The following is a 23,466-nucleotide window of genomic DNA, read 5'->3' on the forward strand; positions in this document are numbered from 1 at the left end:
GGGTTTCGAGGCTCGCTCCGCTCGCACCTCAACCACCGAGGAGGCACCGACATGCGCGTGATGTCGCAGATGGCGATGGTGATGAACCTCGACAAGTGCATCGGCTGCCACACGTGCTCGGTCACGTGCAAGCAGGCGTGGACCAACCGCGCCGGCACCGAGTACGTCTGGTTCAACAACGTCGAGACCCGGCCTGGCCTGGGCTATCCCCGGACCTACGAGGACCAGGAGGAGTGGCAGGGCGGCTGGGTGCGCAAGCCCAACGGCCGGATCGCGCTCCGCGCCGGCGGACGACTCAAGAAGCTCCTCACGATCTTCTCCAACCCCAAGCTCCCCTCGATCCAGGACTACTACGAGCCGTGGACCTACGACTACGAGACGCTGCTCAGCTCCCCGCAGACGGACACGTTCCCGGTCGCCCGGCCGAAGAGCCTGATCAGCGGCAAGGACATGAACGTGGAGTGGTCGGCCAACTGGGACGACGACCTCGGCGGATCGCACGAGCACGCCGCACGTGACGTCATGCTCCGCGGGATCGAGGACAAGGTGAAGCTCGAGTTCGAGCAGACCTTCATGTTCTACCTGCCGCGCATCTGCGAGCACTGCCTCAACCCCTCCTGCGCAGCCTCCTGTCCGTCGGGCGCGATCTACAAGCGGGAGGAGGACGGCATCGTCCTCGTCGACCAGGACCGGTGCCGCGGGTGGCGGATGTGCGTCTCGGGCTGCCCCTACAAGAAGATCTACTTCAACCACAAGACCGGCAAGGCCGAGAAGTGCACGTTCTGCTACCCGAGGATCGAGGTCGGGATCCCGACCGTCTGCGCGGAGACCTGCGTGGGGCGGCTTCGCTACATCGGTCTGGTGCTCTACGACGCCGACAAGGTGCTCGAGGCGGCGTCGATCGAGGACGAGCACGACCTGTACGACGCCCAGCGTGCCTGCTTCCTGGACCCCGAGGACCCCGACGTGCAGCGTGCCGCCGAGGCGGCCGGCATCCCAGCCGACTGGATCGAGGCGGCACGGAAGTCGCCGGTGTGGGCGTTGATCAACCGCTACGAGGTGGCGCTGCCGCTGCACCCGGAGTACCGCACGATGCCGATGGTCTGGTACATCCCGCCGCTCTCGCCGGTCGTCGACGTCATCAGGGACACGGGCGAGGACGCGGAGGAACGCGGCAACCTCTTCGCGGCGATCGATGCCCTCCGCATCCCGGTGGAGTACCTCGCCAACCTGTTCACGGCGGGCGACCCCGAGCCCGTCACCCGCGTCCTCAAGAAGCTCGCCGCGATGCGCTCCTACATGCGCGACATCAACCTGGGGCGCGAGCCGGACGAGTCCATCCCCGCGGCCGTGGGCATGTCGGGGGAGGACATGTACGAGATGTTCCGCCTGCTCGCTATCGCCAAGTACGACGAGCGCTACGTCATCCCCTCGGCCCACGCAGAGCAGGCACACGCGCTGGAGGAGCTGGCCACCGACTGTCCCGTCGCGGACCAGGGCGGCGGCCAGCAGGACCTGTTCGGGGAAGGCTCCGGCTACCCGACACCCGTCGCGGTCGAGAACTTCCGGATGCTCCAGGACCGGCAGACGTCCGACACGCTCGCGTCCCCGGGCGACAAGGCCTCGCGGGTCAACCTGCTCAACTGGGACGGCAAGGGTGCCCCCGAGGGCCTCTTCCCGGCGCGGAAGGAGGACTGATGTTCGCGTTCGCACGCACGCGCACCAGGCCCGACGCCGTACGACCCGTGTGGGCGGCCGTGTCGGTGCTGCTGGAGTACCCCACGGCGGAGCTCGTGTCGTCGGTCGACGTCATCGAGTCCCTGGTGCCGGACAACGCCCACCTCGCGCCCCTCTTCGCGCACCTCCGGCGCACCGAGCTGCGCGCGCTGCAGCAGGACTACGTCGCCACCTTCGACCACACGCGGAAGTGCGCGCTCTACCTCACCTACTTCGCCTACGGCGACACGAGGCGTCGCGGCATGGCGCTGGTGCAGTTCAAGGAGACCTACCGCGCTGCCGGAGTCGAGTGGGACGACGCGACGGGCGAGCTCCCCGACCACCTCTGCGCTGTGCTCCAGTTCGGCGCGACGGTGGACGCCGAGGCAGCGTGGCAGCTGCTGACCGACCACCGGGCGGCGGTGGAGATGCTGCGGCTCGCCCTGACCGGTTGGCGCAACGACGACGGCACCACCGGATCGCCGTGGGCCGCGGCGCTGCTCGCCCTGTGCGACACGATGCCGGACCTGAAGGGAGACGAAGCCGATGCGGTGCGTCGGCTCGTCGAGGAGGGTCCGCCCGCCGAGGAAGTCGGCCTGGAGGGCTACGGCGCCCCGCTGATCTCGCCCGCCACCATCCCCGTGGGAGCCCCCAGATGAGCACCCTCCTGTGGGTCATCGTCCCCTACCTGTGCCTGGCGGTCTTCGTGGTCGGGCACCTGTGGCGCTACCGCTACGACAAGTTCGGGTGGACCACGCGGTCCTCCCAGCTCTACGAGGACCGCCTGCTGCGGCTCGGGTCCCCGCTGTTCCACTTCGGGATGCTCGGGGTGGTCGGCGGGCACGTGATCGGGCTGCTGGTGCCGCGGTCGTGGACCGCCGCCGTCGGCATCGACGACCACCTCTACCACTACGCCGCGGTCGGCGGCGGCCTCGTCGCCGGGGTGATGGCGCTCGTCGGCATGGTCATCCTGATCTACCGGCGCCGCACCGTCGGCCCGGTGTTCTCGGCCACCACCGTCATGGACAAGGTGATGTACGTCTTCCTCGGCGCGGCCATCGTGCTCGGCATGTGGAACACGATCGCCGGCTCGATCTTCAGCCTGGGCGGGGAGTACAACTACCGCGAGGGCGTGTCGGTCTGGTACCGCTCGTTCCTGGCCTTCCAGCCGGATGCGGAGCTGATGGCAGAGGCGCCGGTGGGCTTCAAGCTGCACGCACTGGTGGCGTTTGGGCTCTTCGCCCTCTGGCCGTTCACCCGGCTCGTGCACGTCTTCAGCGCCCCTCTCGGCTACCTCACGCGGCCCTACATCGTCTACCGCTCCCGCGACTCCCGACCGGGCCAGCCCGGCAGCACGCCGTCCCGGCGCGGGTGGGACCGGGTGGGCTGAGGTGTGCGAGTACTGCGGCTGCCGCCAGGTGCCCATGGTCGCCGAGCTGATGGAGGAGCACGACGTGATCCTGGTGGACGCCGACGAGGTGCGCACGGCCCTGCGCTCCGGGGACACGACCGAGGTAGTCACCCGGTTGCGGCACCTGGTGACCCACCTTGACCCGCACGTCCGCCGGGAGGAGCAGGGCATCTTCACGGCGCTGCGCGACCAGGGGGACTGGGCTGACGAGGTGAAGGAGCTCGAGGGCGAGCACCGGGGCCTCGACGCCGCCCTCGCTGCACTCGACGGCCTCGACCCCGACTTCGACCGTGACGTCCTTGCCCTGCTCCTGGAGCTCGAGACGCACGTCGAGCGGGAGAACCTCGGCATCTTCCCTGTCTCCGTGGTCACCCTCGGCGCCACGGGTTGGGACACCGTCGACGCCGCCCACCGGCAGATCCCGACCTTCCTGACCGCCGACGAGCCCAGCCCGGCAGCCGACGTACCCACCACCTGAGGAGACTGATCCATGCAGACGACATCCCTGACGGACCTGGCCGACAGCCAGCTCACTGCCGCCCGCGGGTCGAGCAGCGGACGGTCCTCGGTCACCGTCTTCGGCGGGCACGAGCACGATCTCCGGCAGACCCTGATCGCACTGGCCGCAGGACGCTCCCTCGGTGAGCACGAGGCCCCGGGCGAGGCGACCCTGCAGGTCCTCGTCGGCACGGTGCGGCTCACCGCGGGCGACGAGACGTGGGACGGCAGCGCTGGCGACTGGCTGACGATTCCTCCGCACCGCCACGACCTGCACGCCGACACGGACGCGGCCGTCCTGTTGACGGTGGCCACGCGCGCCTGAACGCGCGGCCGGGGATCGCTCCGACGGGCCGTACGGTGACCCCATGACGGTCGGCCTCCTGCTCGCCGCCGGGGCCGGTGAGCGCTACGGCGGTCCCAAGGCCTTGGCGCGCGACGACGACGGCACCTCGTGGCTGTTGCGCTCCGTCCAGGCGCTCCGGCCGTGCTCGGAGATCGTCGTCGTGCTCGGCGCCGAGGCCGAGCAGGCCGCCGCGCTGCTGCCGATGTCGGTCTCGAGGATCCGCGCCGACGACTGGGCCGAGGGTATGGGCGCTTCACTCCGCGCCGGCCTCGCCGCGCTTGCCTCGACCTCCCACGAGACCGCCCTCGTCTCCTTGGTCGACCTCCCCGACGTCGACGCAGCCGTCGTGGCCCGGCTGCTGGCGACGGCCACCGGGCCCCGCGACCTCGCGCGGGCGGCGTACGACGGGGTGCCGGGCCACCCGGTGCTGATCGGCCGCGACCACTGGGCCGGCGTCATCGAGGTCGCGACAGGGGACCGTGGTGCCCGTGACTACCTGGCGGCCCACGAGGTCCTCCTCGTCGAGTGCGGCGACCTCGCCACCGGCGCGGACGTGGACCACGCGTACTGACCCAACGTCCGGCCAACGTCCCGGGTCGTAGCCTGACGGCATGGACTCTGCCGCTGACGTGGCCGCCCGGCTGGGCGCGACCGGCTACCTCGCCGACGAGGAGCTGGCCACGGTCGTGTTCCTGGCCTCGCGGATGCAGAGACCGCTGCTGCTGGAGGGCGAGCCCGGGACCGGCAAGACCGCCCTGGCCGAGGCACTCGCGCAGAGCCTGGGGCTGCCGCTCGTGCGGCTGCAGTGCTACGAGGGCATCGACGCCAGCCAGGCGCTCTACGACTGGGACTTCCCTCGCCAGATCCTGCACCTGCGGGCACTAGAGGCGGCCGGCCAGGTCGACTCCGACGAGGCGGAGAAGAGCCTGTACGACGAGCGCTTCCTGCTGTCGCGCCCGGTCCTCGCCGCGCTGCGCCAGGCGCCGGCAGTGCTTCTGGTCGACGAGGTGGACCGTGCCGACGACGAGTTCGAGGCGTTCCTGCTGGAGGTGCTGTCGACGTGGCAGGTCACCATCCCCGAGTTCGGCACGGTGACCGCGCCGGAGCCGCCGCTGGTGGTGCTGACCTCCAACCGGACCCGCGAGCTGCACGACGCGCTGAAGCGGCGCTGCCTCTACCACTGGATCGACCACCCGGGTCTCGCGCGCGAGGTGGAGATCGTCCGTTCGCGAGCTCCCGAGGTCAGCGAGACCTTGGCCCGTCAGGTGGTCGAGGTGGTCCAGCAGCTGCGCTCGCGTGACGACCTGCTCAAGCCCCCGGGTGTGGCCGAGACGCTCGACTGGGCGCGCGCCCTCACCCACCTCGGCACGGCCGAGCTCGACCTCGCCTCCGCGGCGGCGACGCTGGGCGCCCTGCTGAAGTATCGCGAGGACGCCGACCGGGTGAAGGCCGCACTCGACCGGATGCTGTCGCGATGAGCGACCCCACTCAGAAGAGCGAGATGGTGCGATCCGCCGACGAGATCCTGCTCGGGTTCGCCCGCGCCCTGCGCGCGGCAGGTGTCGCGGTCACCCAGGACCGGGCCCAAGGCTTCCTGGCCGCGGTGGCGGCCGTGGGGGCCGACGACCGGCAGGCGACCTACTGGGCCGGTCGCGCCACCCTCTGCGGGTCGCCCGACGACCTCGCCCGCTACGACCGGGTGTTCGAGGCCTGGTTCGACCCGCGCGACGGCCTGCCTCGGGCGCAGCGCCGCGAGACCCCACGACCGGCGACGGCCCACCTGCTGCCGGACACCGAGGCGGACGGCGGTGACGGCGACGATGGCGAGGAGGACGTGGTCCGGGCGGCGGCCTCGGCGGCGGAGGTCCTCCGGCACCGTGACGTCGCCTCGCTCGACGCGGCCGAGAGGCGACGGCTGGCGGGGATGTTCGCCCGTCTCTCACTGCGCCCGCCGAGTCGTCGTACGGCCCGCCACCGGAGGTGGCACCGCGGCGAGGTGGACGCCTCCCGCACCCTGCGCAACTCCCTGCGCCACCTGGGGGAGCCCGGCGAGATCGCCTGGCGCCGACGCGGCACCAAGCCGCGCCGCGTGGTGCTGCTGGTCGACGTGAGCGGCTCGATGAGCCTGTACGCCGACGCGTTGCTGCGGCTCGCCCACCGACTCACCCAGTCGGCGCGCAGCACCGGTGGGACGGTCGAGACCTTCACGGTCGGCACGCGACTGACCCACGTCACCCGCGCGCTGCGCTCGCCTGACGCGGACCGGGCCATCGTCGCCGCCGGCGACGTGGTGCCGGACTGGTCAGGGGGCACGCGACTCGGCGAGACCCTGCGGGTGTTCCTCGACCGGTGGGGACAGCGCGGCCTGGCTCGCGGCGCCGTGGTCGTGGTCTTCAGCGACGGGTGGGAGCGCGGTGACGCCGACCTGCTCGGCGAGCAGATGGCGCGGCTGCAGCGGATCGCGCACCGGGTCATCTGGGTCAACCCGCACCGGGGCAAGGAGGGCTACGAGCCGCTCCAGAGTGGCGTCGTGGCCGCACTGCCGCACTGCGACGACTTCCTCGCGGGGCACTCGCTGGCGACCTTCGCCGACCTGACGGAGGTGATCGCGCGTGCGTGACGTGCTGCCCGAGCTGATGCAGTGGTGGGAGGCGGGCGAGACGGTCGGCGTGGGCTCCGTGGTCGCCACCTTCCGCTCCGCTCCACGGCCACCCGGCGCGTCCATGCTGGTCGGACCGGACGGGACCGCGGTCGGCTCGGTGTCCGGCGGCTGCGTCGAGGGTGCGGTCTACGACCTGGCCGAGTCCGTGGTCGCCTCGGGCGAGCCGGTGCTCGAGCGCTACGGCGTCTCCGACGACGACGCCTTCGCGGTCGGCCTGACCTGCGGGGGCATCCTCGACGTCTTCGTCGAGCAGGTCTCGCGCGACACCTTCCCCCAGCTCGGCGGGATCGCCGCCGACATCGAGGCCGGGCGTCCGGTGGCCCTGGCGACGGTGATCGAGCACCCGGACGCCGCGTGGGTGGGCCGGCGGTTGGTCATCCGCCCGGACGCGGCGGCCGAGGGTGGTCTCGGCTCCGCACGTGCCGATGCTGCCGTGCACGACGACGCCCTCGGTCTGCTGGCGGCCGGCAGCAACGCCACCTTGACCTACGGTCCCGACGGTGAGCGCCGGGGCGAGGGCATGCGGGTGTTCGTCTGGGGCTTCGCGCCGAAACCCCGGATGGTGGTCTTCGGTGCGATCGACTTCGCGGCGGCCGTGGCCAAGGTCGGCTCGTTCCTCGGCTACCACGTGACCGTGTGCGACGCCCGGCCCGTCTTCGCCACCACGTCGAGGTTCCCGGGCGCGGACGAGGTCGTCGTCGATTGGCCGCACCGCTACCTCCAGGACGAGCTCGACGCGGGCCGCATCGACCGGCGCACCGTCCTGGCGGTGCTCACCCACGACCCGAAGTTCGACGTACCCCTGCTCGAGGTCGCCCTGCGACTCGACGACGAGGTGCGTCCTGGCTACATCGGAGCCATGGGCTCGCGGCGCACGCACGAGGAGCGGATGGAACGCCTGGTCGAGGCGGGCCTCTCCGCCGACGAGCTCGCGCTGCTCTCCTCGCCCATCGGCCTCGACCTGGGAGCGCGCACGCCGGAGGAGACCGCCGTGTCCATCGCTGCCGAGATCGTCGCGCGGCAGTGGGGCGGGTCGGGCGAGCGGCTCGCCTCGACGCAGGGCCGGATCCACCACGACGACTGAGCCCGGGGTCCCGAAGTCTCTGTTGTGGGCGCCCCGGCCGGGCTAGGTTGGCCGGGACGAGTGGGAGCCGCCATGACCGCCGATGACCTGCACGAACGCCGTGTGAAGGCCGTTCGCGCGTGGACGCAGTTCGTGGCCGACGGCGCCCACGAGGGCGAGGCCGTCCGCCCGGAGATCCTCGACAGCTGGCAGCTCTCCGGAGTCGTGTCACCCGCGGTGATGCACGCTCCCCTCGCCGACGAGGGCGACACGGCCGAGTTCTGGAACAGCTCACCGCTCCAGACCGCCGTCGCGCGCGTGCAGGACGAGCTGCGCCGCACAGCAGAGGACGGCGACCTGGTCATCGCCGTCACGGACGAGCAGACCAGGATCCTCTGGACCTACGGCGGCCGGGTGATGCGCCGCAAGGCCGAGACGGTGAACTTCGTGCCCGGCGGGCGCTGGGACGAGCGGAGCGTGGGCACCAACGCGCTGGCCATCGCCGGTCGGACCGGAGCCCCCTCGATGGTCTTCAGCGCCGAGCACTACGCCGAGGTCGTGCACAACTGGGTGTGCTGGGCCGCTCCGGTGTTCGACCCGGTGACCGGGCGCTCGCTGGGTGTGATCGACCTGTCGACCACCTGGGACCGCACCCACCCGATCGGCCTGGCCACGGCCCGCGTGATGGCGCGACTCATCGAGGCCGCGCTGCCCAGTGACCGGCGTACGACCTTCACGGGGAGTGCCGGCCCCGCCGAACCGGGCCTCACGCTGACGTTGCTCGGCACGGCCGAGGTGTGGCTCGACGGGCAGCGCCTGCTCCTGAACCGGCGCCAGACCGAGATCCTCGCGCTGCTCGCGCTGCACCCGGAAGGGCTGTCCGTGGAGCACCTCCACGCATTGCTCTACGGCGACGCCGCGGTCACCACCTCGACCCTCAAGGCTGAGGTGTCGCACCTCCGCGCCGCGCTGGCCGGCCAGCTGTCCTCGCGCCCCTACCGGTTGACCATGCCGGTCGAGACGGACGTCGAGGAGGTCCAGCGGCTGCTGCGCCGCGGTGACGTGCGTGCGGCGGTGCGGGCCTACGGGGGCGACCTGCTGCCCGGCACCGAGTCGCCCGCCCTGGTCCAGATGGGCGACTACCTCGCGGTCAGCGTGCGCGAAGCGCTCCTTGCCGACCCCGACCCCGACGCCGTGCTGCGCTACAGCGACCTGGCGCCGTACGACACCGCGGTGGTCGAGGTGTGCCTGGCATCGCTCCCGACGCACCACCCGGTGGCGCCGCTGCTCAAGGGCAAGCTGGCGTCCGCTCGCTGACCAAGCCGAGTCCGCGAGCTCGTTCCTCGCTCGCGGACTGCCTGCCCCCAACCGTTCGCCAACCCTGGCAGCCTAACTTCGGCCTCACGTGATCCACCTCACACCGGAGCCGCCTGATGAAGATCGAACTCACTGTCGACGGGGCCGCGGTCTCCGACGACGTCGAGCCGCGGATGCTGCTCGTGCAGTACCTCCGCGAGAAGCTCGGCAAGACCGGCACCGTGATCGGGTGCGACACCTCCAACTGCGGGGCGTGCACCGTCCATCTCGACGGCACCAGCGTGAAGTCGTGCAACGTGCTCGCCGTGCAGGCAGGCGGCCGCACCGTGACGACGATCGAGGGCCTCGCGGACACCGTCGAGGGTGATCTGCACCCGGTGCAGGAGTCCTTCCGCGAGTGCCACGGGCTCCAGTGCGGGTTCTGCACCCCGGGGATGATCATGCAGGCCGTCGACCTCCTCAAGGAGAACCCGAACCCCTCCGAGGAAGAGGTCCGGCTGGGCATGGAGGGCAACCTCTGCCGCTGCACCGGCTACCACAACATCGTCAAGAGCGTGCTCCACGCAGCCGGGGGAGGTGCCGCATGAGCACCCCACGGTGTTCTTCTCCTCCGCTGCGCTCCCCCGAACAACACCGAGGGGACCCCGCATGACCGCCACCCAGGAGCGTCCCGCCGCCGAGATCGGCAAGGACCGGCGTCGCAAGGAGGACCAGCGGCTGATCACCGGTCGCACCCGCTGGACCGACAACATCACCCTCCCCGGGATGCTGCACCTGGCCATGGTGCGCAGCCCGTTCGCCCACGCAGCCATCACCTCGATCGACGTGGAGGCCGCGAAGGCCGCGACCAACGTGGTCGCGGTGCTGACGGGCAGGGACTTCGGCGACGAGCTGGGCGCGTGCATCAACGCCTGGCCGATCACGCCGGACCAGAAGACGCCGCCCCACTCGCCGATGCCCGCCGACCGGGTCGCCTTCGCCGGCGAGATCGTCGCCGTGGTGGTGGCGCGCAGCGCCGCCGAGGCCCGCGACGCGGCCGAGCTCGTCGACGTCGAGTACGACGAGCAGCCGGCCGTGCTGGGCATCAAGAACGCCCTCGAGGACTCGGTGCTCGCCCATCCCGACCTCGGCACCAACAAGTCCGCCCTCTGGGTCTTCGACTCCAGCGAGGCCGGCACCGGCGGTGATGTCGAGGCAGCGATCCAGCAGGCCCGCACGGACGGCATCGTGATCGAGCGCGAGTACCGCCAGCAGCGCCTCATCCCTGCCTTCATGGAGCCGCGCAGCGTCGTGGTGGACCCGACCGGCGAGCAGCTCACCATGTGGTCAGCCACCCAGATCCCGCACATCCTGCGGTTCGCGCTGGCCGCCACGACCGGAGTGCCCGAGTCGAAGATCCGGGTCATCGCGCCCGACGTCGGCGGTGGCTTCGGCGGCAAGCTCCAGACCACTCCGGAGGAGTGGATCGCGTGGGCGGTGGCGCGCCGGCTGTCCAAGCCGGTGAAGTACACCGAGACGCGGAGCGAGAGCCTGGTGTCAGCACACCACGGCCGCGACCAGGTCCAGACCCTCAGCCTGGCGGCCGACAAGGACGGCAAGGTCACCGGCCTCAAGGTGCACCTCGACGCCGACCTCGGCGCCTACGTCTCGCTCGTCGGCGGCGGCATCCCGGTGCTCGGCGCCTTCATGTTCAACGCCATCTACAAGTTCCCCTCCTACCGCTTCGAGTGCCAGACCGTGCTGACCAACAGCACCTGGACCGACGCCTACCGGGGTGCCGGGCGCCCCGAGGCGACGTACGCCGTCGAGCGGCTGATGGACGAGCTCGCCGCGGAGGTCGGCGTCGACCCGCTGGTGATCCGCGAGCGCAACTGGATCACCCACGAGGAGTTCCCGTTCACCACCGTGGCCGGGCTGGAGTACGACTCGGGCAACTACGAGGCGGCCACCGCGCGGGCCAAGGAGGTCTTCGGCTACGACGCCCTCCGCGCTGAGCAGGGGGAGCGGCGCGCGCGGGGTGACCGGGTCCAGCTGGGCATCGGCGTCTCCACGTTCACGGAGATGTGCGGCCTGGCGCCGAGCCGGGTGCTCGGCAGCCTCGACTACGGCGCGGGGGGCTGGGAGCACGCCAGCGTGCGGCTGCTGGCGACCGGCAAGGTCGAGGTCGTCACCGGCACCAGCGCCCACGGGCAGGGGCACGAGACGGCGTTCAGCCAGATCGTCGCCGACCGGCTCGGCGTCCCGTTCGAGGACGTCGAGGTGCTGCACGGCGACACCCAGGTCGCGCACAGGGGACTCGACACCTACGGCTCACGCTCGCTGGTGGTCGGCGGCGAGGCGCTGGTCCAGGCGGTCGACAAGGTCATCGACAAGGCCCGGCACCTCGCTTCGCACCTGCTCGAGGCCAGCCAGGACGACCTCGACTACGGCGGCGGCAGGTTCACCGTCCGCGGCACCGACCAGGGCATTGCCATCCAGGAGCTGGCCACGGCGACCTTCACCGGGCACAACTACCCAGAGGACATGGAGCTGAGCATCGACGCCGAGGCGACGTACGACCCGGTGAACTTCAACTACCCCCACGGCACGCACCTGTGCGCGATGGAGGTGGACACCGAGACCGGTGCGGTGACGATGCGGAAGTACACCTGCTGCGACGACATCGGCAACATCATCAACCCGCTGATCGTCGCCGGGCAGGTGCACGGCGGGCTGGTGCAGGGCATCGCCCAGGCCCTCTGGGAGGAGGCGGTCCACGACGACGCCGGGACGCTGGTGACGGGCTCGTTCGTCGACTACCTGCTGCCCACCTCGGCCGACACGATCTCCTTCGACGTCCTCCACACCGAGGAGCCCAGCGTCTGCACCACCAACACGCTCGGCACGAAGGGCGTCGGCGAGGCGGGCACGATCGCCTCCACGCCGGCGGTCGTCAACGCGGTCGTCGACGCCGTACGCCACCTCGGGGTCGACGACATCCAGATGCCGTGCACCCCTGAGCGCGTGTGGCGCGCGATCCATGCCCACGACGGGGACGCGCCGACGCCCGAGTCGGCGATGCCGCACTTCGAGGAAGACGCCCCCAACCAGGACCCCACTGCAGGACAAGGAGCGGGCCAGTGATCCCCGTGAAGTTCGACTACCTCGCGCCCACGTCGGTCGAGGAGGCGCTGGCCGCGCTCGGCGAGCACGGCGACGAGGCCAAGATCATGGCCGGCGGGCAGAGCCTGCTCCCGGTCCTGCGGATGCGGCTCAACGCGCCCGAGGTCGTGATCGACCTCGGCGGCATCGACTCGCTGCGCGGGATCCGCGACGACGGGGACGCCATCGTCATCGGGGCGATGACCACGCACCACGACGTCCGCGAGCACGCCCTGGTCAGGGAGCACGCGCTGCTCATCTCCAAGGCCGTGGCGGAGGTGGCCGACTCGCAGATCCGCCACCGCGGCACCTTCGGCGGTGCGCTGGCGCACGCCGACCCGGCGGGCGACCTCGGGGCGCCGGCGCTCGCACTCGGTGCCCAGTTCGTCATCGCCGGCCCCGGCGGCAGTCGTACGGTCGAGGCGGACGACTTCTTCGTCGACCTCTTCGAGACCGCGATCGGGGAGGACGAGATCCTCACCGAGGTGCGCATCCCCAAGCACACCGGGTGGGGGGCCCACTACGAGAAGTTCGTACGCGTCGCGCACCAGTGGCCGATCGTGGCGGTCGCCGCGACGGTGCGGGGCTCCATCGACGAGGCGCGTGTGGGCCTGACCAACATGGGCTCGACGCCGCTGCGCGCGCGGGCGACGGAGGCCGCCCTGGCCGGCGCCAGTGCGACCGAGGACGGCGTCCGCGAGGCCTCGCAGCTCGCGGCCGAGGGGACCAACCCGCCCACCGACCTCAACGGTGCGTCCGACTACCGCAAGCACCTGGCACGGGTGCTCACCGGCCGGGCCGTGCTCAAGGCCGCGGGCGCGTAGCCGTGGAGCTGAGCCACCGGTTCACCGTCCCGATCGGGGTGGAGGAGACCTGGGCGCACTTCAACGACATCGCGTCGGTGGCGGAGTGCTTCCCCGGCGCCCAGGTCACCGAGGCCGACGAGGAGTCCTTCGCCGGCTCGGTCAAGGTCAAGCTCGGTCCCATCGCCCTGCAGTACAACGGCTCCGGGACCTTCGTGGAGAAGGACCCGGCGGCCCACCGCTTCGTCGTGGACGCCAAGGGCAAGGACAAGCGCGGCAACGGCACGGCAGGCGCGAAGGTCACCGTGTCGATGAGCGATGCGGCAGGCGCGACCGACGTCTCGGTGGAGACCGACCTCGCGATCACCGGCAAGCCCGCGCAGTTCGGGCGGGGCGTGATGCAGGACGTCTCCGACAAGCTGCTGGGCCAGTTCGTGGCCTGCCTCGAGCAAAGGCTGACCGCTTCCGGACCCTCGGGCGGTGAGTCGGCAACCGAGTCGGGCGCCGACTCGGTTGCCCAGCCACCGCCCGATGGGAGCGCGCCGTCGGGCGGTGTGTCAGCAACCGGACCGGACGCAGAGAAGGTTGCTCAGCCACCGCCGAAGCAGGCCCCGGCGCCAGTGGAGGCGCTCGACCTGGGCAGCGCCGTGCTGCCGGTGGTGGTGAGGTCCTACTGGAAGCACGCGGTGGCAGCGCTCGCCGGCCTCGCGATCGTCCGGCGGCTGCTGCGGAGGTGAGGTCGCCCCGGCTCAGAACACGTTGAGCGGGCGGAACTGCACGGACAGGCGGGGTCCGGCGTGCGCCACCTTGGGCACGGAGTGCTCCCAGGTGCGCTGGCACGAGCCGCCCATGACCAGGAGGTCGCCGTGGCCCATCGTCACCGCGATCGACGATCCGCCTCCTCGCGGTCGCAGCAGGAGCCGGCGTGGGTCGCCGACGCTGACGATGGCCACCATCGTGTCGGCCGCGCGGCCGCGGCCGATGGTGTCGCCGTGCCAGGCGACCGAGTCGCGGCCGTCGCGGTAGTAGCAGCACCCGGCGGACACGAACGGCTCCCCGAGCTCGGGGAGGTAGTGGTCGCTGAGGTCGGTGCGGGCCTGCGCGAGCGCCGGGTGCGGCAACGGGTCGTCGGCGAGGTAGGTGTGCACCAGGCGCGGGACGTCGACCACCGAGTCGTACATCTCACGGCGCTCCGAGCGCCACGGCACCCGCTCGACGAGGGCGGTGAAGACGTCGTCGGGCTCGCCCAGCCAGTTGCGCTGGACGTCGATCCACGCGCCGCGGGACAGGCGGCGGCGCTCAGGTGCGAGCGCCGCGGCGGTCGCGGTCACGTCGGCGAAGAGGGACGTCTGGAAGTCCACGAGACCCAGTATAACCCGTGGGTCGAACACTCGTTCGATTGTCAAGAAAGGGACAAGGCTTTACCACAGTCTTCGTCAATCCGGGGACACCGGTCCAGCCCAGTTCTAGCCTGACCGGTATGGACCAGGTCGATCTCGTCGTACCGCGACAGCGGGCGCTCAAGCATGTGCAGGTCCGTGAGCACGTCCGAAGCCTCATCGAAGCCCAGCCGCCCGGGGCCGCCGCCCCGTCCGAGCGCGAGCTTGTGGCGCGGTTCGGCGTGGCGCGGATGACCGTACGACAGGCGCTCGACGCGCTTGTCGCCGAGGGACTCCTCGAGCGGATCCCCGGGCGCGGCACCTTCGTGGCGCAGCCGCCCAAGGCCGCGGGGCGACTCACCTCCTTCACCGAGGAGATCCGCCGCCGCGGGATGCTCCCCGAGTCCCAGACCCTGCTGGCCCGCGTCGAGCAGGCCGGCCCCGGCGTCGCCCGCGCGCTCGACATCTCGCCGGGCGACCCGGTCCTGCACTGGCGCCGACTGCGTCGCGCCGACCAGGCGATCGTCTGCGTCGAGGACGCCTACCTCAACGAGGTGCTGCTGCCGGGCTTCCTGCAGCACGGCACGCCGACCAGCCTCTACGAAGCACTCGCCGCCCGTGGCCTGCGACCCACCGAGGTCGAGGACTCGATCAGCGCCGACCGGGCCAGCGCCGAGGAGGCGACCGTCCTCGAGATCGCGGAAGGTGACCCGGTCCTGCGCCACGCGCGGCGAGCCGTGTCCGATGGACGCATCGTCGAGGTCTCTCGCACCTGCTACCGGCACGACCGGTTCACCGTCTACCTCCAGCTCGCCGACCACTGAGGCTCACCGCCGATCGAGCTCGCGCAGCTCGCGATCGAGGTTGGCGCGCGCCGATGCCTCCCAGAGCTCACGGCCCTGCGAGGTGTGGAAGAGGTGGGGCTTGGCGGCCAGGTCGCTGAGCACGGCCGAGCGCCCGACGCGGAAGTCGTCGTCCCCGACGTGGGAGAAGTCGGCGCGCACGCCCGCGACGTACGCGTCGTAGCGCTCCCTCGGTGCGGCCAGGATGCCGAGGTCGGCGTCACTGAGGGCGCAGCCCGCCGGGTCGTCGTCGGCCGGCCGGTGGTGCGCCGTCATCCGCACCAGCCGCGCCACCTCGGTGGCGTGGTCCGGGGGCAGCACGCGCTCGGCCCACTGGGCGGACCGTTCCTCGTCGTCGGGTCCGCCGTCGTAGACGGCGTCGTGGAACCACGCAGCGAGGACCACGGTCGTGTCGACGTCCGCGCCGGCGTCCGCGAGCTGGTCGAGCCGGTCGAGCACCTCGGTGAGGTGGAGCAGGTCGTGGTAGCCGGCACGGTCCCAGGCCGCCAGGAGCTCGTCGCGCAGGTCGAGGTGGTTCGGCAGAGGCCAGCGGTCCGCGAGGCTCACCGCGCCGCCGTCCGCTGGAGGGCGCGTGCCTCGGCGTGCCCGGGCGCCATCGCCCACCGGATGGCGCCGGTCGCGACGGACCCCAGGGCCCGGCCCGCCGTCCGTTCCAGCACCGGCAGGTGGGGCAGCCCCAGCTCACGCTTGGCCAGCTCGGGGGCCAGCGTGACCGCGGCGGCCACGAGCGAGAGGTAGGCCGGACGCGCGGCGAGCGGCAGGTCGGGGTGCCAGATGAGGAAGCTGATCGCGTCGCGGGCGGCGGGCGTGCCGCGCAGCTCCGGCTCGTACGCCGCCAGCGTCGCGCGCAGCCCGGCCTCCGTCGTCGGCGGGTCGGTGACGCCGACGAGTCGCGCGACGTGGGCGGTCTGGGCGACGTACTCGTCCCGCTCGGCGCCGACGAGCGGGCGGTGCCCGTGGGTGTCGTGCGCGATCAGGAAGCTGTCGATCTCCGCGGCATGCACCCAGCCGAGCAGGTGGGGGTCGTTGGCGGCGTACGGCGTCCCGTCGGGCATTGTTCCCACCACCGACTCGTGGGCGCGGTGGACGGCGCCGATGACCTGCAGGGCGTGCTCCTCCGGGCCGAAGGTCGTCATGGCGATGTAGGTGGAGACCTGCGCCAGGCGGCCCCACATGTCGCCGCGGTAGCCGGAGTGGTCGGCGACGCCCTGCATCGCTGAGGGATGGAGGGACTGCAGCATGATCGCGCGGATGCCGCCGACGAACATGGAGGCGTCACCGTGGACCCGGCCGATGGGGGAGCCCGGCTCGAACCACCGCGGGCCCGGCGACCCGTGCACGCGCTGCCGCGCCTGCTGGCCGTTGGGTCCGGCGACCTTGCGGAACAGCTCGGCGCCGAGGCGTTGGCGGAGACTCACGCCGTCGAGGCTAGCCCGTACGGGCACACGGTCGTGGTTTGCTCGAACCCGCCACGAGCAGGCTTCGCCGACGACGAGAGGACCTCTGTGCCCCCGCCCGATCGCATCCTCGTCTACGGCGTCACCGGGAGCGGCAAGAGCACGGCTGCCGCGCAGATCGCCGCCGTCACGGGCCTGCCGCTGACGCTCGTCGACGAGCTGACCTGGCTGCCCGGGTGGGTGCCGGTGGACGGCGACGAGCAGCGACGGATCATCGGGGACATCACCCGCGGCGAGCGGTGGGTCCTCGACTCGTCGTACGGCGCGTGGCTCGACCTCGTCCTCCCACGCGCCGAGCTCGTGATCGGACTGGACTACCCGAGGTGGCTGTCGCTCTGGCGGCTCGTGCGCCGCACGGTGTCGGGGGCGATCACGCAGCAGCCGCGCTGCAACGGCAACGTCGAGACGTGGCGCAACATGGTCAGCCGCGACTCGATCATCCGCTGGCACTTCCAGTCCTTCGCCCGCAAGCGGAGCCGGATGCGTGCGTGGGCCGCGGATCCGGGCGTGCCGCCCGTGGTGCTGGTGCGCCATCCGCGCGAGCTCGGCGCGGTGCTCGACTCGCTGGGTGCCGGCACGACGCTGTGACCCAGGGGACCTTTGACTTCGAGTACTCGAAGTTCCTACCGTCGATGACGTGACCGCCTCGACCGTTCCCCGCAGCTACTCCATCAAGGAGGCCGCAGCCCTGACCGGGCTGCCGGCCAGCACGCTGCGCTACTACGAGCAGATCGGGGTCATCAGCCCGATCAGCCGCGGAGCGAGCAGCAAGCACCGCGTCTACGACGAGGGCGACCTCGACCAGCTGATGTGGGTGGCCTGCCTCGCCGCGACCGGGATGTCGGTGGGCGACATGCGCCAGTACATGGCCAACAACCGGCTGGGCGCCGAGGCCGCCGCCGACCAGGAGCAGCTCCTTGCCGAGCAGCAGCGGAGGCTGGCGACCGAGGCCGAGGCGCTGGCCCTGCGCCAGCGCTACGTCCAGCTCAAGATCGCCTACTGGCAGGCCGTCCAGGCCGGCGACGCGATTCGCGCTGAGGAGCTCTCCGTCGAGGCGCGGGCCCTGGCCGACGAGCTCCGGCGGGTCGGCAAGGCCTAGTCACCTCCCGGGCGCCCACCGCCCGGGCTCCGCACCCCACCCCTCACCAGACGAAGGAAGACTTCAGCATGCGCGTCAACGCCTACGCAGCACCGTCCGCCGGCCAGCCGCTGGCCCCGACCACCATCGAGCGTCGTGAGGTCGGCGCCAACGACGTGCTCATCGCCATCGAGTACGCCGGCATCTGCCACTCCGACATCCACACCGTCAACGGCGACTGGGGTCCGCAGCCCTTCCCCGTCGTGCCGGGCCACGAGATCGTCGGCACCGTCACCGAGGTCGGCTCCTCGGTCACCCGCCACCGGACCGGCGACCGCGTCGGCGTGGGCTGCATGGTCAACTCGTGCGGCGAGTGCGACAACTGCCGTCGCGGTGACGAGCAGTACTGCGCCCGGGGGATGGTCGGCACCTATGCCGCCACCGACCGCGACGGCACCACCACCCAGGGCGGCTACTCCACCCACGTCGTCGTCGACGCCGACTACGTCGTCTCGGTGCCCGACAGCCTCGACCCGGCCGCCGCCGCGCCGCTGCTGTGCGCCGGCATCACGACGTACTCGCCTCTGAAGCACTGGCACGCGGGCCCGGGCAGGAAGGTCGCCGTCGTCGGCCTCGGCGGGCTCGGCCACATGGCCGTCAAGATCGCCCACGCCATGGGCGCCGACGTCACCGTGCTGTCGCAGTCGCTGAAGAAGCAGGAGGACGGCCTGCGCCTCGGCGCGGACCACTACTTCGCGACCAGCGAGCCCGGCACGTTCGACGCGCTCGCCGGCTCCTTCGACCTGGTGATCAACACGGTCAGCGCCCCGATCGACGTCAGCGCCTACCTCTGCCTGCTCGCGGTCGACGGCGCCCTGGTCAACGTCGGTGCCCCGGCCGAGCCCCTCAGCCTGGACGTCTTCTCGCTGCTGACGAACCGCCGTTCCTTCGCCGGGTCCATGATCGGCGGCATCGCCGAGACCCAGGAGATGCTCGACTTCTGCGCCGAGCACGGCATCGCCTCGGAGGTCGAGGTGATCAGCGCCGACCAGGTCAACGAGGCGTACGAGCGCGTGCTGGCCTCCGACGTGCGCTACCGGTTCGTGATCGACACGAGCACGATGGGCTGAGCTCTCGGCCCGGCGGGCCTCAGCTCGGGTCGGGGGTCAGGTCGCCGGCGTCGATGATGCGGTAGGCGTAGCCCTGCTCGGCGAGGAACCGCTGCCGGTTCTGGGCGAAGTCGGCGTCGACCGTGTCGCGGGAGACGATCGTGTAGAAGTGTGCGCTGCGGCCCTCGGTCTTGGGTCGCAGCAGCCGCCCGAGCCGCTGCGCCTCCTCCTGGCGCGACCCGAACGACCCGCTGACCTGGATGGCGACCTCGGCCGAGGGCAGGTCGATGGAGAAGTTGGCGACCTTGCTGACCACGAGCAGGCCGATCTCGCCGGAGCGGAAGGCGGCGAAGAGCCGCTGGCGCTCCTTGACCGGGGTCTCGCCCTTGATCACCGGTGCGTCGAGCATCTCGGCGATCTCGTCGAGCTGGTCGATGTACTGACCGATCACGAGGGTGGGCTGGCTGGCGTGCTGGCGCACGAGACGGCGTACGACGTCGATCTTGGCGTGGGTGCACGAGGCGAGGCGGTAGCGGGTGTCGGGGTCGCTGGTGGCGTAGGCCAGTCGTTCGCCGTCCGGCAGGGTGACCCGCACCTCGACGCAGTCCGCCGGCGCGATGTAGCCCTGGGCCTCGATGTCCTTCCACGGGGCGTCGTAGCGCTTGGGCCCGATCAGGGAGAACACCTCGCCCTCGCGCCCGTCCTCGCGGACCAGGGTCGCCGTCAGGCCGAGGCGCCGGCGGGCCTGGAGGTCGGCGGTCATCCGGAAGATCGGCGCGGGCAGCAGGTGCACCTCGTCGTAGACGATGAGCCCCCAGTCGCGGGCGTCGAGCAGCTCGAGGTGCGGGTAGATGCCCTTCCGCCTGGTCGTCAGCACCTGGTAGGTGGCGATGGTGACCGGCCGGACCTCCTTGACCGCGCCGGAGTACTCGCCGATCTCGTCGGCGGTCAGCGACGTGCGCGCGACCAGCTCGTCCTTCCACTGGCGCGCGCTGACAGTGTTGGTGACGAGGATGAGCGTGGTGGCCTGGGCGTGGGCCATGGCGGCCGCGCCGACGAGGGTCTTGCCGGCCCCACAGGGGAGGACGACCACGCCGGAGCCACCGTCCCAGAAGGACTGGGCGGCCGCGCGCTGGTAGGGGCGCAGCGTCCACCCGTCCTCGGCGAGGTCGATGTCGTGGGCCTCCCCGTCGACGTAGCCGGCGAAGTCCTCGGCCGGCCAGCCGAGCTTGAGCAGGGCCTGCTTGAGGTTGCCGCGCTCGCTCGGGTGGACCGCGACGGTGTCGTCGTCGAGCCGGGCGCCGACCATGCCGGCGATCTTCTTGGCGCGGAGCACCTCCTCCAGCACCGGCCGGTCGAGCGAGGACAGCACCAGCCCGTGGACCGGGTGCTTCTCCAGCCGGAGCCGGCCGTAGCGCCCCATCGTCTCGGCGACGTCGACGAGCAGCGCGTGCGGGACGGCGTACCTCGACCACGTCAGCAGCGCGTCGACGACCTGCTCGGCGTCGTGGCCGGCTGCGCGCGCGTTCCAGAGGCCGAGGGGGGTGAGGCGGTAGGTGTGGATGTGCTCGGGCGAGCGCTCGAGCTCGGCGAAGGGGGCGATCGCCTTGCGCGCCTCCGGTGCCGCGGGGTGGTCGACCTCGAGCAGGAGCGTCTTGTCCGACTGGACGATGAGGGGACCGTCATTCACCCGGCAATACTACGGACGGCCCCCGCGCGGCCGTCGGTCGCGACCGGGAGAGGCGGCTCAGCGGGCCGACGCGGCCTTCTGGCGGGCGCGGAACGCCGCGACGTTGGCCCGCGACGAGCACCGGTCCGAGCAGTAGCGACGCGACTGGTTGGGCGAGGTGTCGACGAAGACGTTGTCGCACCGCGGCTCGGAGCAGATGCCGAGGCGGGTCGCGCCGAGGTCGCACACCAGGGTGGCCAGGCCCATCAGCGCCTCACCGATGAGCAGCTCGGCCACCGACGCCGCCCGGTTGGCCACGTGCATGTGGAGGTGGTCGGGGTCGTGGTCGGAGATCATCGGCGTGACCGGGTGGCTGGCGAGGAGGTCGTTGAGCGAGCCCACGACCAGGCGTACGTCGTCGACGTCGGAGGCCTCGAACACCGGGCGCAGCTCGGCCTGGAAGGACTGCAGGGACGTCACGTCGGCCAGGACCACCGAGCGGTGCAGCCACGAGCGGTCCGCGAGGTGCTCACGCAGGGCCGCCTCGTCCGACAGCTCGGCGTTCACGAGCGCGGCGGCGCGCTCGGCGTAACGGATGAAGTCCACGTCGCCACTCTACGGACGTGAGATCTGGCGCGCTCAGGCTTGCCGGACGCCGGTGATCCGGTGCACCGCGAACTCGCGTACGTCGTCCGCGCGGTGGTCGAAGGCCGACAGCCGTCCGCCGTCGAGCCGTCGCGGGTCGACGACCCGTTCGCCGTTGGCGCCGTGGTTGTCGACGTAGCCGATGACGACCGTGCTGCCCGTCTCGATCGCGTCCCGCAGCGCGGCCAGTGCCCCGGACGGGGTCGTCGCCTCGGCGCTCGAGGGTCGTGAGGACTCGGCGCGGTCGCCGGCGCGGATCGCGGTGGCGACGGCCTGCACCTGGGCGGCCTGCCGAGCCTCGACCGCACCGGCGGGACGGCGGCCCCGGCGGGTGCGGGCCCGCCTGAGGTCGGGCCGGCTGACCCGCACGGTCCCGTCGGCCGCCTCGACCACCGGTGCCGCGCCGAGCTCGCGCAGTCGCGGCAGCAGCACGTCGAGCGGCGAGGTGGCGATCGCGACCGTCGGCGCGAGCAGTCGCAGTCCCAGCGTCCGGGCCCGCGGGTCGTGGACCAGCGCGGCCAGCGCCGCCTCGTCGTCGGCACGCAGGAACGCCTCCGCGTGCCCGACCCGCACCGAGCCGAACGTTCGGGCGACGTCGTCGACGAGGAACTCGAGGGGCTGGGGGACCGGGGTCTGCGAGACGGACGTCAGGAAGTCGCGCACCTCGAGAGCCGACCAGCCGGCGTCGAAGCCGCGGCGCAACGAGCCCGACGAGAAGCGGTAGACCGTGGCCCCGCCGCGCGACTCGACGTCGGCGAGCAGGTGGAGCCGTCGAGCCACCTCGGTCTCCAGCGGCCCGGGCGCGACCGCGGTGAGGTCCGCCTGCAGCAGGACCTGCTCGACGGGTCGCGGGAGGTGGGGGTCGATGGCGGCCGCGGCTCCCGGGAGGTCGTCCGCGGCCACGAGGCGGCCGCTGGGCGGCAGGCCCCCGGCGCCGCTCACGCCCAGCACCGCGGCCTCGCCGAGCGCTGCGGTGACCAGGTCGGAGAACACCGTTGGCCGGCGCGGACGCAACCAGCCGATCCGCTGCACCACCGACGCGATGCCGGTGCCGGCGGCGAGCACCTCGCCCTCGGGCAGCTCGGCCAGGACGCGCAGGGCCAGCCGGCGCGCCTCGGGGGCGAGGCCGGAGGACAGCTCGGGGGCCAGGGCGTTCCACGACTTCCCGGCCGCGTCGCGCGAGCCGACGAGCGACGGCACGCGACTGCTGGCCAGCCAGCCGTCGACCAGCCGGGCCCACCGCTCGGAGGTCGACCGCCCCGACCAGACATCGAACTCGTCGGTCGGCAGCCAGGCAGGGGTGCCGTCGGGCTCGGCGCCCTCGGCGATCAGCCCGGAGGCCAGCGCCACCTCGACGATCAGTGCCGCACCCTCCTCGTCGACATGCAGCTCGCGGGCCACGGCCTTGAGGTCGCGGACGGCCAGCCCGCCGCTGCGCAGCACGCTCGGCGGCTGCACGCCCCAGTGGTCCAGCAGCAGCTCCACCCGGCGTACGACGTCGAACGCGGCGCCCGCCGCGGTGCGGGCCACGAGTGCGGCGTCGCGAGAGCTCGTGGCCAGCTCCGGCACCTGGTCCACCGGCTCGGTCGTCGTGCGTCCACCGCGCAGGGCCAGGCCGACCTCGCCCGGCAGGACGACGGTGTGTCCCTCGCGCGGCACCAGCAGCCGGCGGCTGATCAGCTCCTCGGCGGGCGTCGCCGCCTGGTCGGGCGAGACCGTACGGCGCGCCGACCCCGTGGTGCCCTCCCCGCCGTGGGCGTCGACGTGGCGCAGCAGTGCCATGGCTGCCGGGCTGAGCCCGGCGAGCCGGGCGGTGACCTCCTCGGGGGAGGCCGGCTCGGGACTGCTCGGGCGGAGCCCGCTGATGCCGGCCGGCATGCCGCGCATCGCGTCGGCGACCCCGGTCAGGGCCCGGATGCCGCCCGGTACCTCCCATGCCAGGGCGAGGTCGAGCAGCCGCTGGAGCGCGCGCGCCGTACGGGCCTCGTCGGCCCGGACGATCGAGATCACACCCTCCGAGGTGGTTTGACCTGCAACCAGCAGGGCATCAAGCACGGAAAGTTCCAGACGGTCGAGGCCGTCGAGGGAGCGGTGGATCGACGAACGTGTGGCGGCCCGTGAGGCGAGCTGCGACGAATCTTGAGGGGCGGGTGTGGCGAGATCTGGACGGGCCCTGAGCAGCGCCACGAGCCGCTCGTCCGGCCAGCCCCGGAGCTGGTCGGCAAGAGTTCGCGCGGGTGTCGCCCGCCCTCGACTGGACATCCCTCTTACGCTACTCGCCGGGTCGGTGCCGCCGCCCCACATCTCGA

Annotated in this window: 24 protein-coding genes; 18 read left to right on the forward strand and 6 right to left on the reverse strand. The window is 72.0% G+C overall.

The genetic code is table 11. From position 1 onward, the window contains the following. Positions 1-51 precede the first annotated feature (51 nt). From narH to J3P44_RS20155, 14 genes are all read left to right on the forward strand, one after another. Positions 52-1,698 (forward strand): nitrate reductase subunit beta, encoded by a 1,647-nt coding sequence (gene narH, locus J3P44_RS20090; protein WP_255892253.1) that lies wholly within the window; start codon positions 52-54, stop codon positions 1,696-1,698. Continuing rightward, positions 1,698-2,375, forward strand: a complete 678-nt coding sequence (narJ, locus tag J3P44_RS20095; RefSeq protein ID WP_255892254.1) for a nitrate reductase molybdenum cofactor assembly chaperone — start codon at positions 1,698-1,700, stop codon at positions 2,373-2,375. Before narH ends, narJ begins: the two co-directional genes overlap by 1 nt. Beyond that, positions 2,372-3,106 carry a respiratory nitrate reductase subunit gamma gene (narI, locus tag J3P44_RS20100; RefSeq protein ID WP_255892255.1) on the forward strand — a complete coding sequence of 245 codons (735 nt, stop codon included), beginning with the start codon at positions 2,372-2,374 and terminating at the stop codon, positions 3,104-3,106. The genes narJ and narI overlap by 4 nt, the downstream gene beginning before the upstream one ends. A gap of 1 nt (position 3,107) precedes the next feature. Further along, positions 3,108-3,605 (forward strand): hemerythrin domain-containing protein, encoded by a 498-nt coding sequence (locus J3P44_RS20105; protein WP_255892256.1) that lies wholly within the window; start codon positions 3,108-3,110, stop codon positions 3,603-3,605. A 12-nt stretch (positions 3,606-3,617) separates the two neighbouring features. Beyond that, entirely contained in the window at positions 3,618-3,950 is a 333-nt protein-coding gene (locus J3P44_RS20110; protein ID WP_255892257.1) for a cupin domain-containing protein, read from the forward strand. Between the two features lie 43 nt (positions 3,951-3,993). Then, positions 3,994-4,542: a nucleotidyltransferase family protein gene (locus J3P44_RS20115; protein WP_255892258.1), complete on the forward strand. Its 549-nt coding sequence runs from the start codon at positions 3,994-3,996 to the stop codon at positions 4,540-4,542. A 40-nt stretch (positions 4,543-4,582) separates the two neighbouring features. Next, positions 4,583-5,449 (forward strand): AAA family ATPase, encoded by an 867-nt coding sequence (locus J3P44_RS20120; RefSeq protein ID WP_255892259.1) that lies wholly within the window; start codon positions 4,583-4,585, stop codon positions 5,447-5,449. Continuing rightward, positions 5,446-6,591: a vWA domain-containing protein gene (locus tag J3P44_RS20125; RefSeq protein ID WP_255892260.1), complete on the forward strand. Its 1,146-nt coding sequence runs from the start codon at positions 5,446-5,448 to the stop codon at positions 6,589-6,591. Before J3P44_RS20120 ends, J3P44_RS20125 begins: the two co-directional genes overlap by 4 nt. After that, positions 6,584-7,717, forward strand: coding sequence for an XdhC family protein (locus J3P44_RS20130; protein WP_255892261.1), 1,134 nt, complete (start codon positions 6,584-6,586; stop codon positions 7,715-7,717). The genes J3P44_RS20125 and J3P44_RS20130 overlap by 8 nt, the downstream gene beginning before the upstream one ends. 72 nt (positions 7,718-7,789) lie before the next feature. Beyond that, a complete protein-coding gene (locus J3P44_RS20135) occupies positions 7,790-9,013 on the forward strand; it encodes a transcriptional regulator (RefSeq protein ID WP_255892262.1) in 1,224 nt (407 codons plus the stop codon). A 116-nt stretch (positions 9,014-9,129) separates the two neighbouring features. Continuing rightward, on the forward strand, positions 9,130-9,600 hold the full coding sequence (locus J3P44_RS20140; RefSeq protein WP_255892263.1) for a (2Fe-2S)-binding protein: 471 nt from the start codon (positions 9,130-9,132) through the stop codon (positions 9,598-9,600). A gap of 61 nt (positions 9,601-9,661) precedes the next feature. Next, positions 9,662-12,136, forward strand: coding sequence for a xanthine dehydrogenase family protein molybdopterin-binding subunit (locus tag J3P44_RS20145; protein ID WP_255892264.1), 2,475 nt, complete (start codon positions 9,662-9,664; stop codon positions 12,134-12,136). Further along, positions 12,133-12,978 (forward strand): FAD binding domain-containing protein, encoded by an 846-nt coding sequence (locus tag J3P44_RS20150; RefSeq protein WP_255892265.1) that lies wholly within the window; start codon positions 12,133-12,135, stop codon positions 12,976-12,978. Before J3P44_RS20145 ends, J3P44_RS20150 begins: the two co-directional genes overlap by 4 nt. A gap of 2 nt (positions 12,979-12,980) precedes the next feature. Next, positions 12,981-13,694: an SRPBCC family protein gene (locus J3P44_RS20155; RefSeq protein ID WP_255892266.1), complete on the forward strand. Its 714-nt coding sequence runs from the start codon at positions 12,981-12,983 to the stop codon at positions 13,692-13,694. Positions 13,695-13,706: 12 nt separating this feature from the next. Here J3P44_RS20155 and J3P44_RS20160 read toward each other — a convergent pair whose 3' ends face one another. Further along, positions 13,707-14,318: an alpha-ketoglutarate-dependent dioxygenase AlkB gene (locus tag J3P44_RS20160; protein WP_255892267.1), complete on the reverse strand. Its 612-nt coding sequence runs from the start codon at positions 14,316-14,318 to the stop codon at positions 13,707-13,709. A 119-nt stretch (positions 14,319-14,437) separates the two neighbouring features. Between J3P44_RS20160 and J3P44_RS20165 the strand changes: the two genes are divergently transcribed. After that, the gene (locus J3P44_RS20165) at positions 14,438-15,160 is read left to right on the forward strand and encodes a GntR family transcriptional regulator (protein ID WP_255892268.1); all 723 of its coding nucleotides are present in this window, start codon (positions 14,438-14,440) and stop codon (positions 15,158-15,160) included. Between the two features lie 3 nt (positions 15,161-15,163). Here the strand turns inward: J3P44_RS20165 and J3P44_RS20170 are convergent, their stop codons facing one another. Together J3P44_RS20170 and J3P44_RS20175 are read right to left on the reverse strand one after the other, a co-directional pair. Next, positions 15,164-15,745: an HD domain-containing protein gene (locus J3P44_RS20170; RefSeq protein ID WP_255892269.1), complete on the reverse strand. Its 582-nt coding sequence runs from the start codon at positions 15,743-15,745 to the stop codon at positions 15,164-15,166. Next, positions 15,742-16,617, reverse strand: coding sequence for an oxygenase MpaB family protein (locus J3P44_RS20175; RefSeq protein ID WP_255892270.1), 876 nt, complete (start codon positions 16,615-16,617; stop codon positions 15,742-15,744). Before J3P44_RS20175 ends, J3P44_RS20170 begins: the two co-directional genes overlap by 4 nt. An 87-nt stretch (positions 16,618-16,704) precedes the next feature. On the opposite strand from J3P44_RS20175, the gene J3P44_RS20180 reads away from it, so the two are divergent. From J3P44_RS20180 to J3P44_RS20190, 3 genes are all read left to right on the forward strand, one after another. Continuing rightward, positions 16,705-17,244 carry a P-loop NTPase family protein gene (locus J3P44_RS20180; protein WP_255892271.1) on the forward strand — a complete coding sequence of 180 codons (540 nt, stop codon included), beginning with the start codon at positions 16,705-16,707 and terminating at the stop codon, positions 17,242-17,244. A gap of 49 nt (positions 17,245-17,293) precedes the next feature. Beyond that, a complete protein-coding gene (locus J3P44_RS20185) occupies positions 17,294-17,755 on the forward strand; it encodes a MerR family transcriptional regulator (protein ID WP_255892272.1) in 462 nt (153 codons plus the stop codon). A gap of 68 nt (positions 17,756-17,823) precedes the next feature. After that, a complete protein-coding gene (locus J3P44_RS20190) occupies positions 17,824-18,864 on the forward strand; it encodes an NAD(P)-dependent alcohol dehydrogenase (protein ID WP_255892273.1) in 1,041 nt (346 codons plus the stop codon). Positions 18,865-18,883: 19 nt separating this feature from the next. On the opposite strand, the gene J3P44_RS20195 is transcribed toward J3P44_RS20190, so the two are convergent. The 3 genes from J3P44_RS20195 to J3P44_RS20205 are packed head-to-tail and all read right to left on the reverse strand — an operon-like array spanning position 18,884 to position 23,212. After that, positions 18,884-20,533: a DNA repair helicase XPB gene (locus tag J3P44_RS20195; protein ID WP_255892274.1), complete on the reverse strand. Its 1,650-nt coding sequence runs from the start codon at positions 20,531-20,533 to the stop codon at positions 18,884-18,886. 57 nt (positions 20,534-20,590) lie between these two features. After that, positions 20,591-21,118, reverse strand: a complete 528-nt coding sequence (locus J3P44_RS20200; protein ID WP_255892275.1) for a CGNR zinc finger domain-containing protein — start codon at positions 21,116-21,118, stop codon at positions 20,591-20,593. 33 nt (positions 21,119-21,151) lie between these two features. Continuing rightward, on the reverse strand, positions 21,152-23,212 hold the full coding sequence (locus J3P44_RS20205) for a helicase-associated domain-containing protein (protein WP_308212284.1): 2,061 nt from the start codon (positions 23,210-23,212) through the stop codon (positions 21,152-21,154). Between the last annotated feature and the right edge of the window lie 254 nt (positions 23,213-23,466).

The organism is Nocardioides astragali (assembly GCF_024436375.1).
Taxonomy (GTDB): Bacteria; Actinomycetota; Actinomycetes; order Propionibacteriales; family Nocardioidaceae; genus Nocardioides; species Nocardioides astragali.

Excerpts from the sequence above, each read along its gene's own strand:
- narH (WP_255892253.1), top strand. The coding sequence starts at position 52 with ATGCGCGTGATGTCGCAGATGGCGATGGTGATGAACCTCGACAAGTGC.
- narJ (WP_255892254.1), top strand. The coding sequence starts at position 1,698 with ATGTTCGCGTTCGCACGCACGCGCACCAGGCCCGACGCCGTACGACCC.
- narI (WP_255892255.1), top strand. The coding sequence starts at position 2,372 with ATGAGCACCCTCCTGTGGGTCATCGTCCCCTACCTGTGCCTGGCGGTC.
- J3P44_RS20110 (WP_255892257.1), top strand. The coding sequence starts at position 3,618 with ATGCAGACGACATCCCTGACGGACCTGGCCGACAGCCAGCTCACTGCC.
- J3P44_RS20115 (WP_255892258.1), top strand. The coding sequence starts at position 3,994 with ATGACGGTCGGCCTCCTGCTCGCCGCCGGGGCCGGTGAGCGCTACGGC.
- J3P44_RS20120 (WP_255892259.1), top strand. The coding sequence starts at position 4,583 with ATGGACTCTGCCGCTGACGTGGCCGCCCGGCTGGGCGCGACCGGCTAC.
- J3P44_RS20125 (WP_255892260.1), top strand. The coding sequence starts at position 5,446 with ATGAGCGACCCCACTCAGAAGAGCGAGATGGTGCGATCCGCCGACGAG.
- J3P44_RS20135 (WP_255892262.1), top strand. The coding sequence starts at position 7,790 with ATGACCGCCGATGACCTGCACGAACGCCGTGTGAAGGCCGTTCGCGCG.
- J3P44_RS20140 (WP_255892263.1), top strand. The coding sequence starts at position 9,130 with ATGAAGATCGAACTCACTGTCGACGGGGCCGCGGTCTCCGACGACGTC.
- J3P44_RS20145 (WP_255892264.1), top strand. The coding sequence starts at position 9,662 with ATGACCGCCACCCAGGAGCGTCCCGCCGCCGAGATCGGCAAGGACCGG.
- J3P44_RS20165 (WP_255892268.1), top strand. The coding sequence starts at position 14,438 with ATGGACCAGGTCGATCTCGTCGTACCGCGACAGCGGGCGCTCAAGCAT.
- J3P44_RS20190 (WP_255892273.1), top strand. The coding sequence starts at position 17,824 with ATGCGCGTCAACGCCTACGCAGCACCGTCCGCCGGCCAGCCGCTGGCC.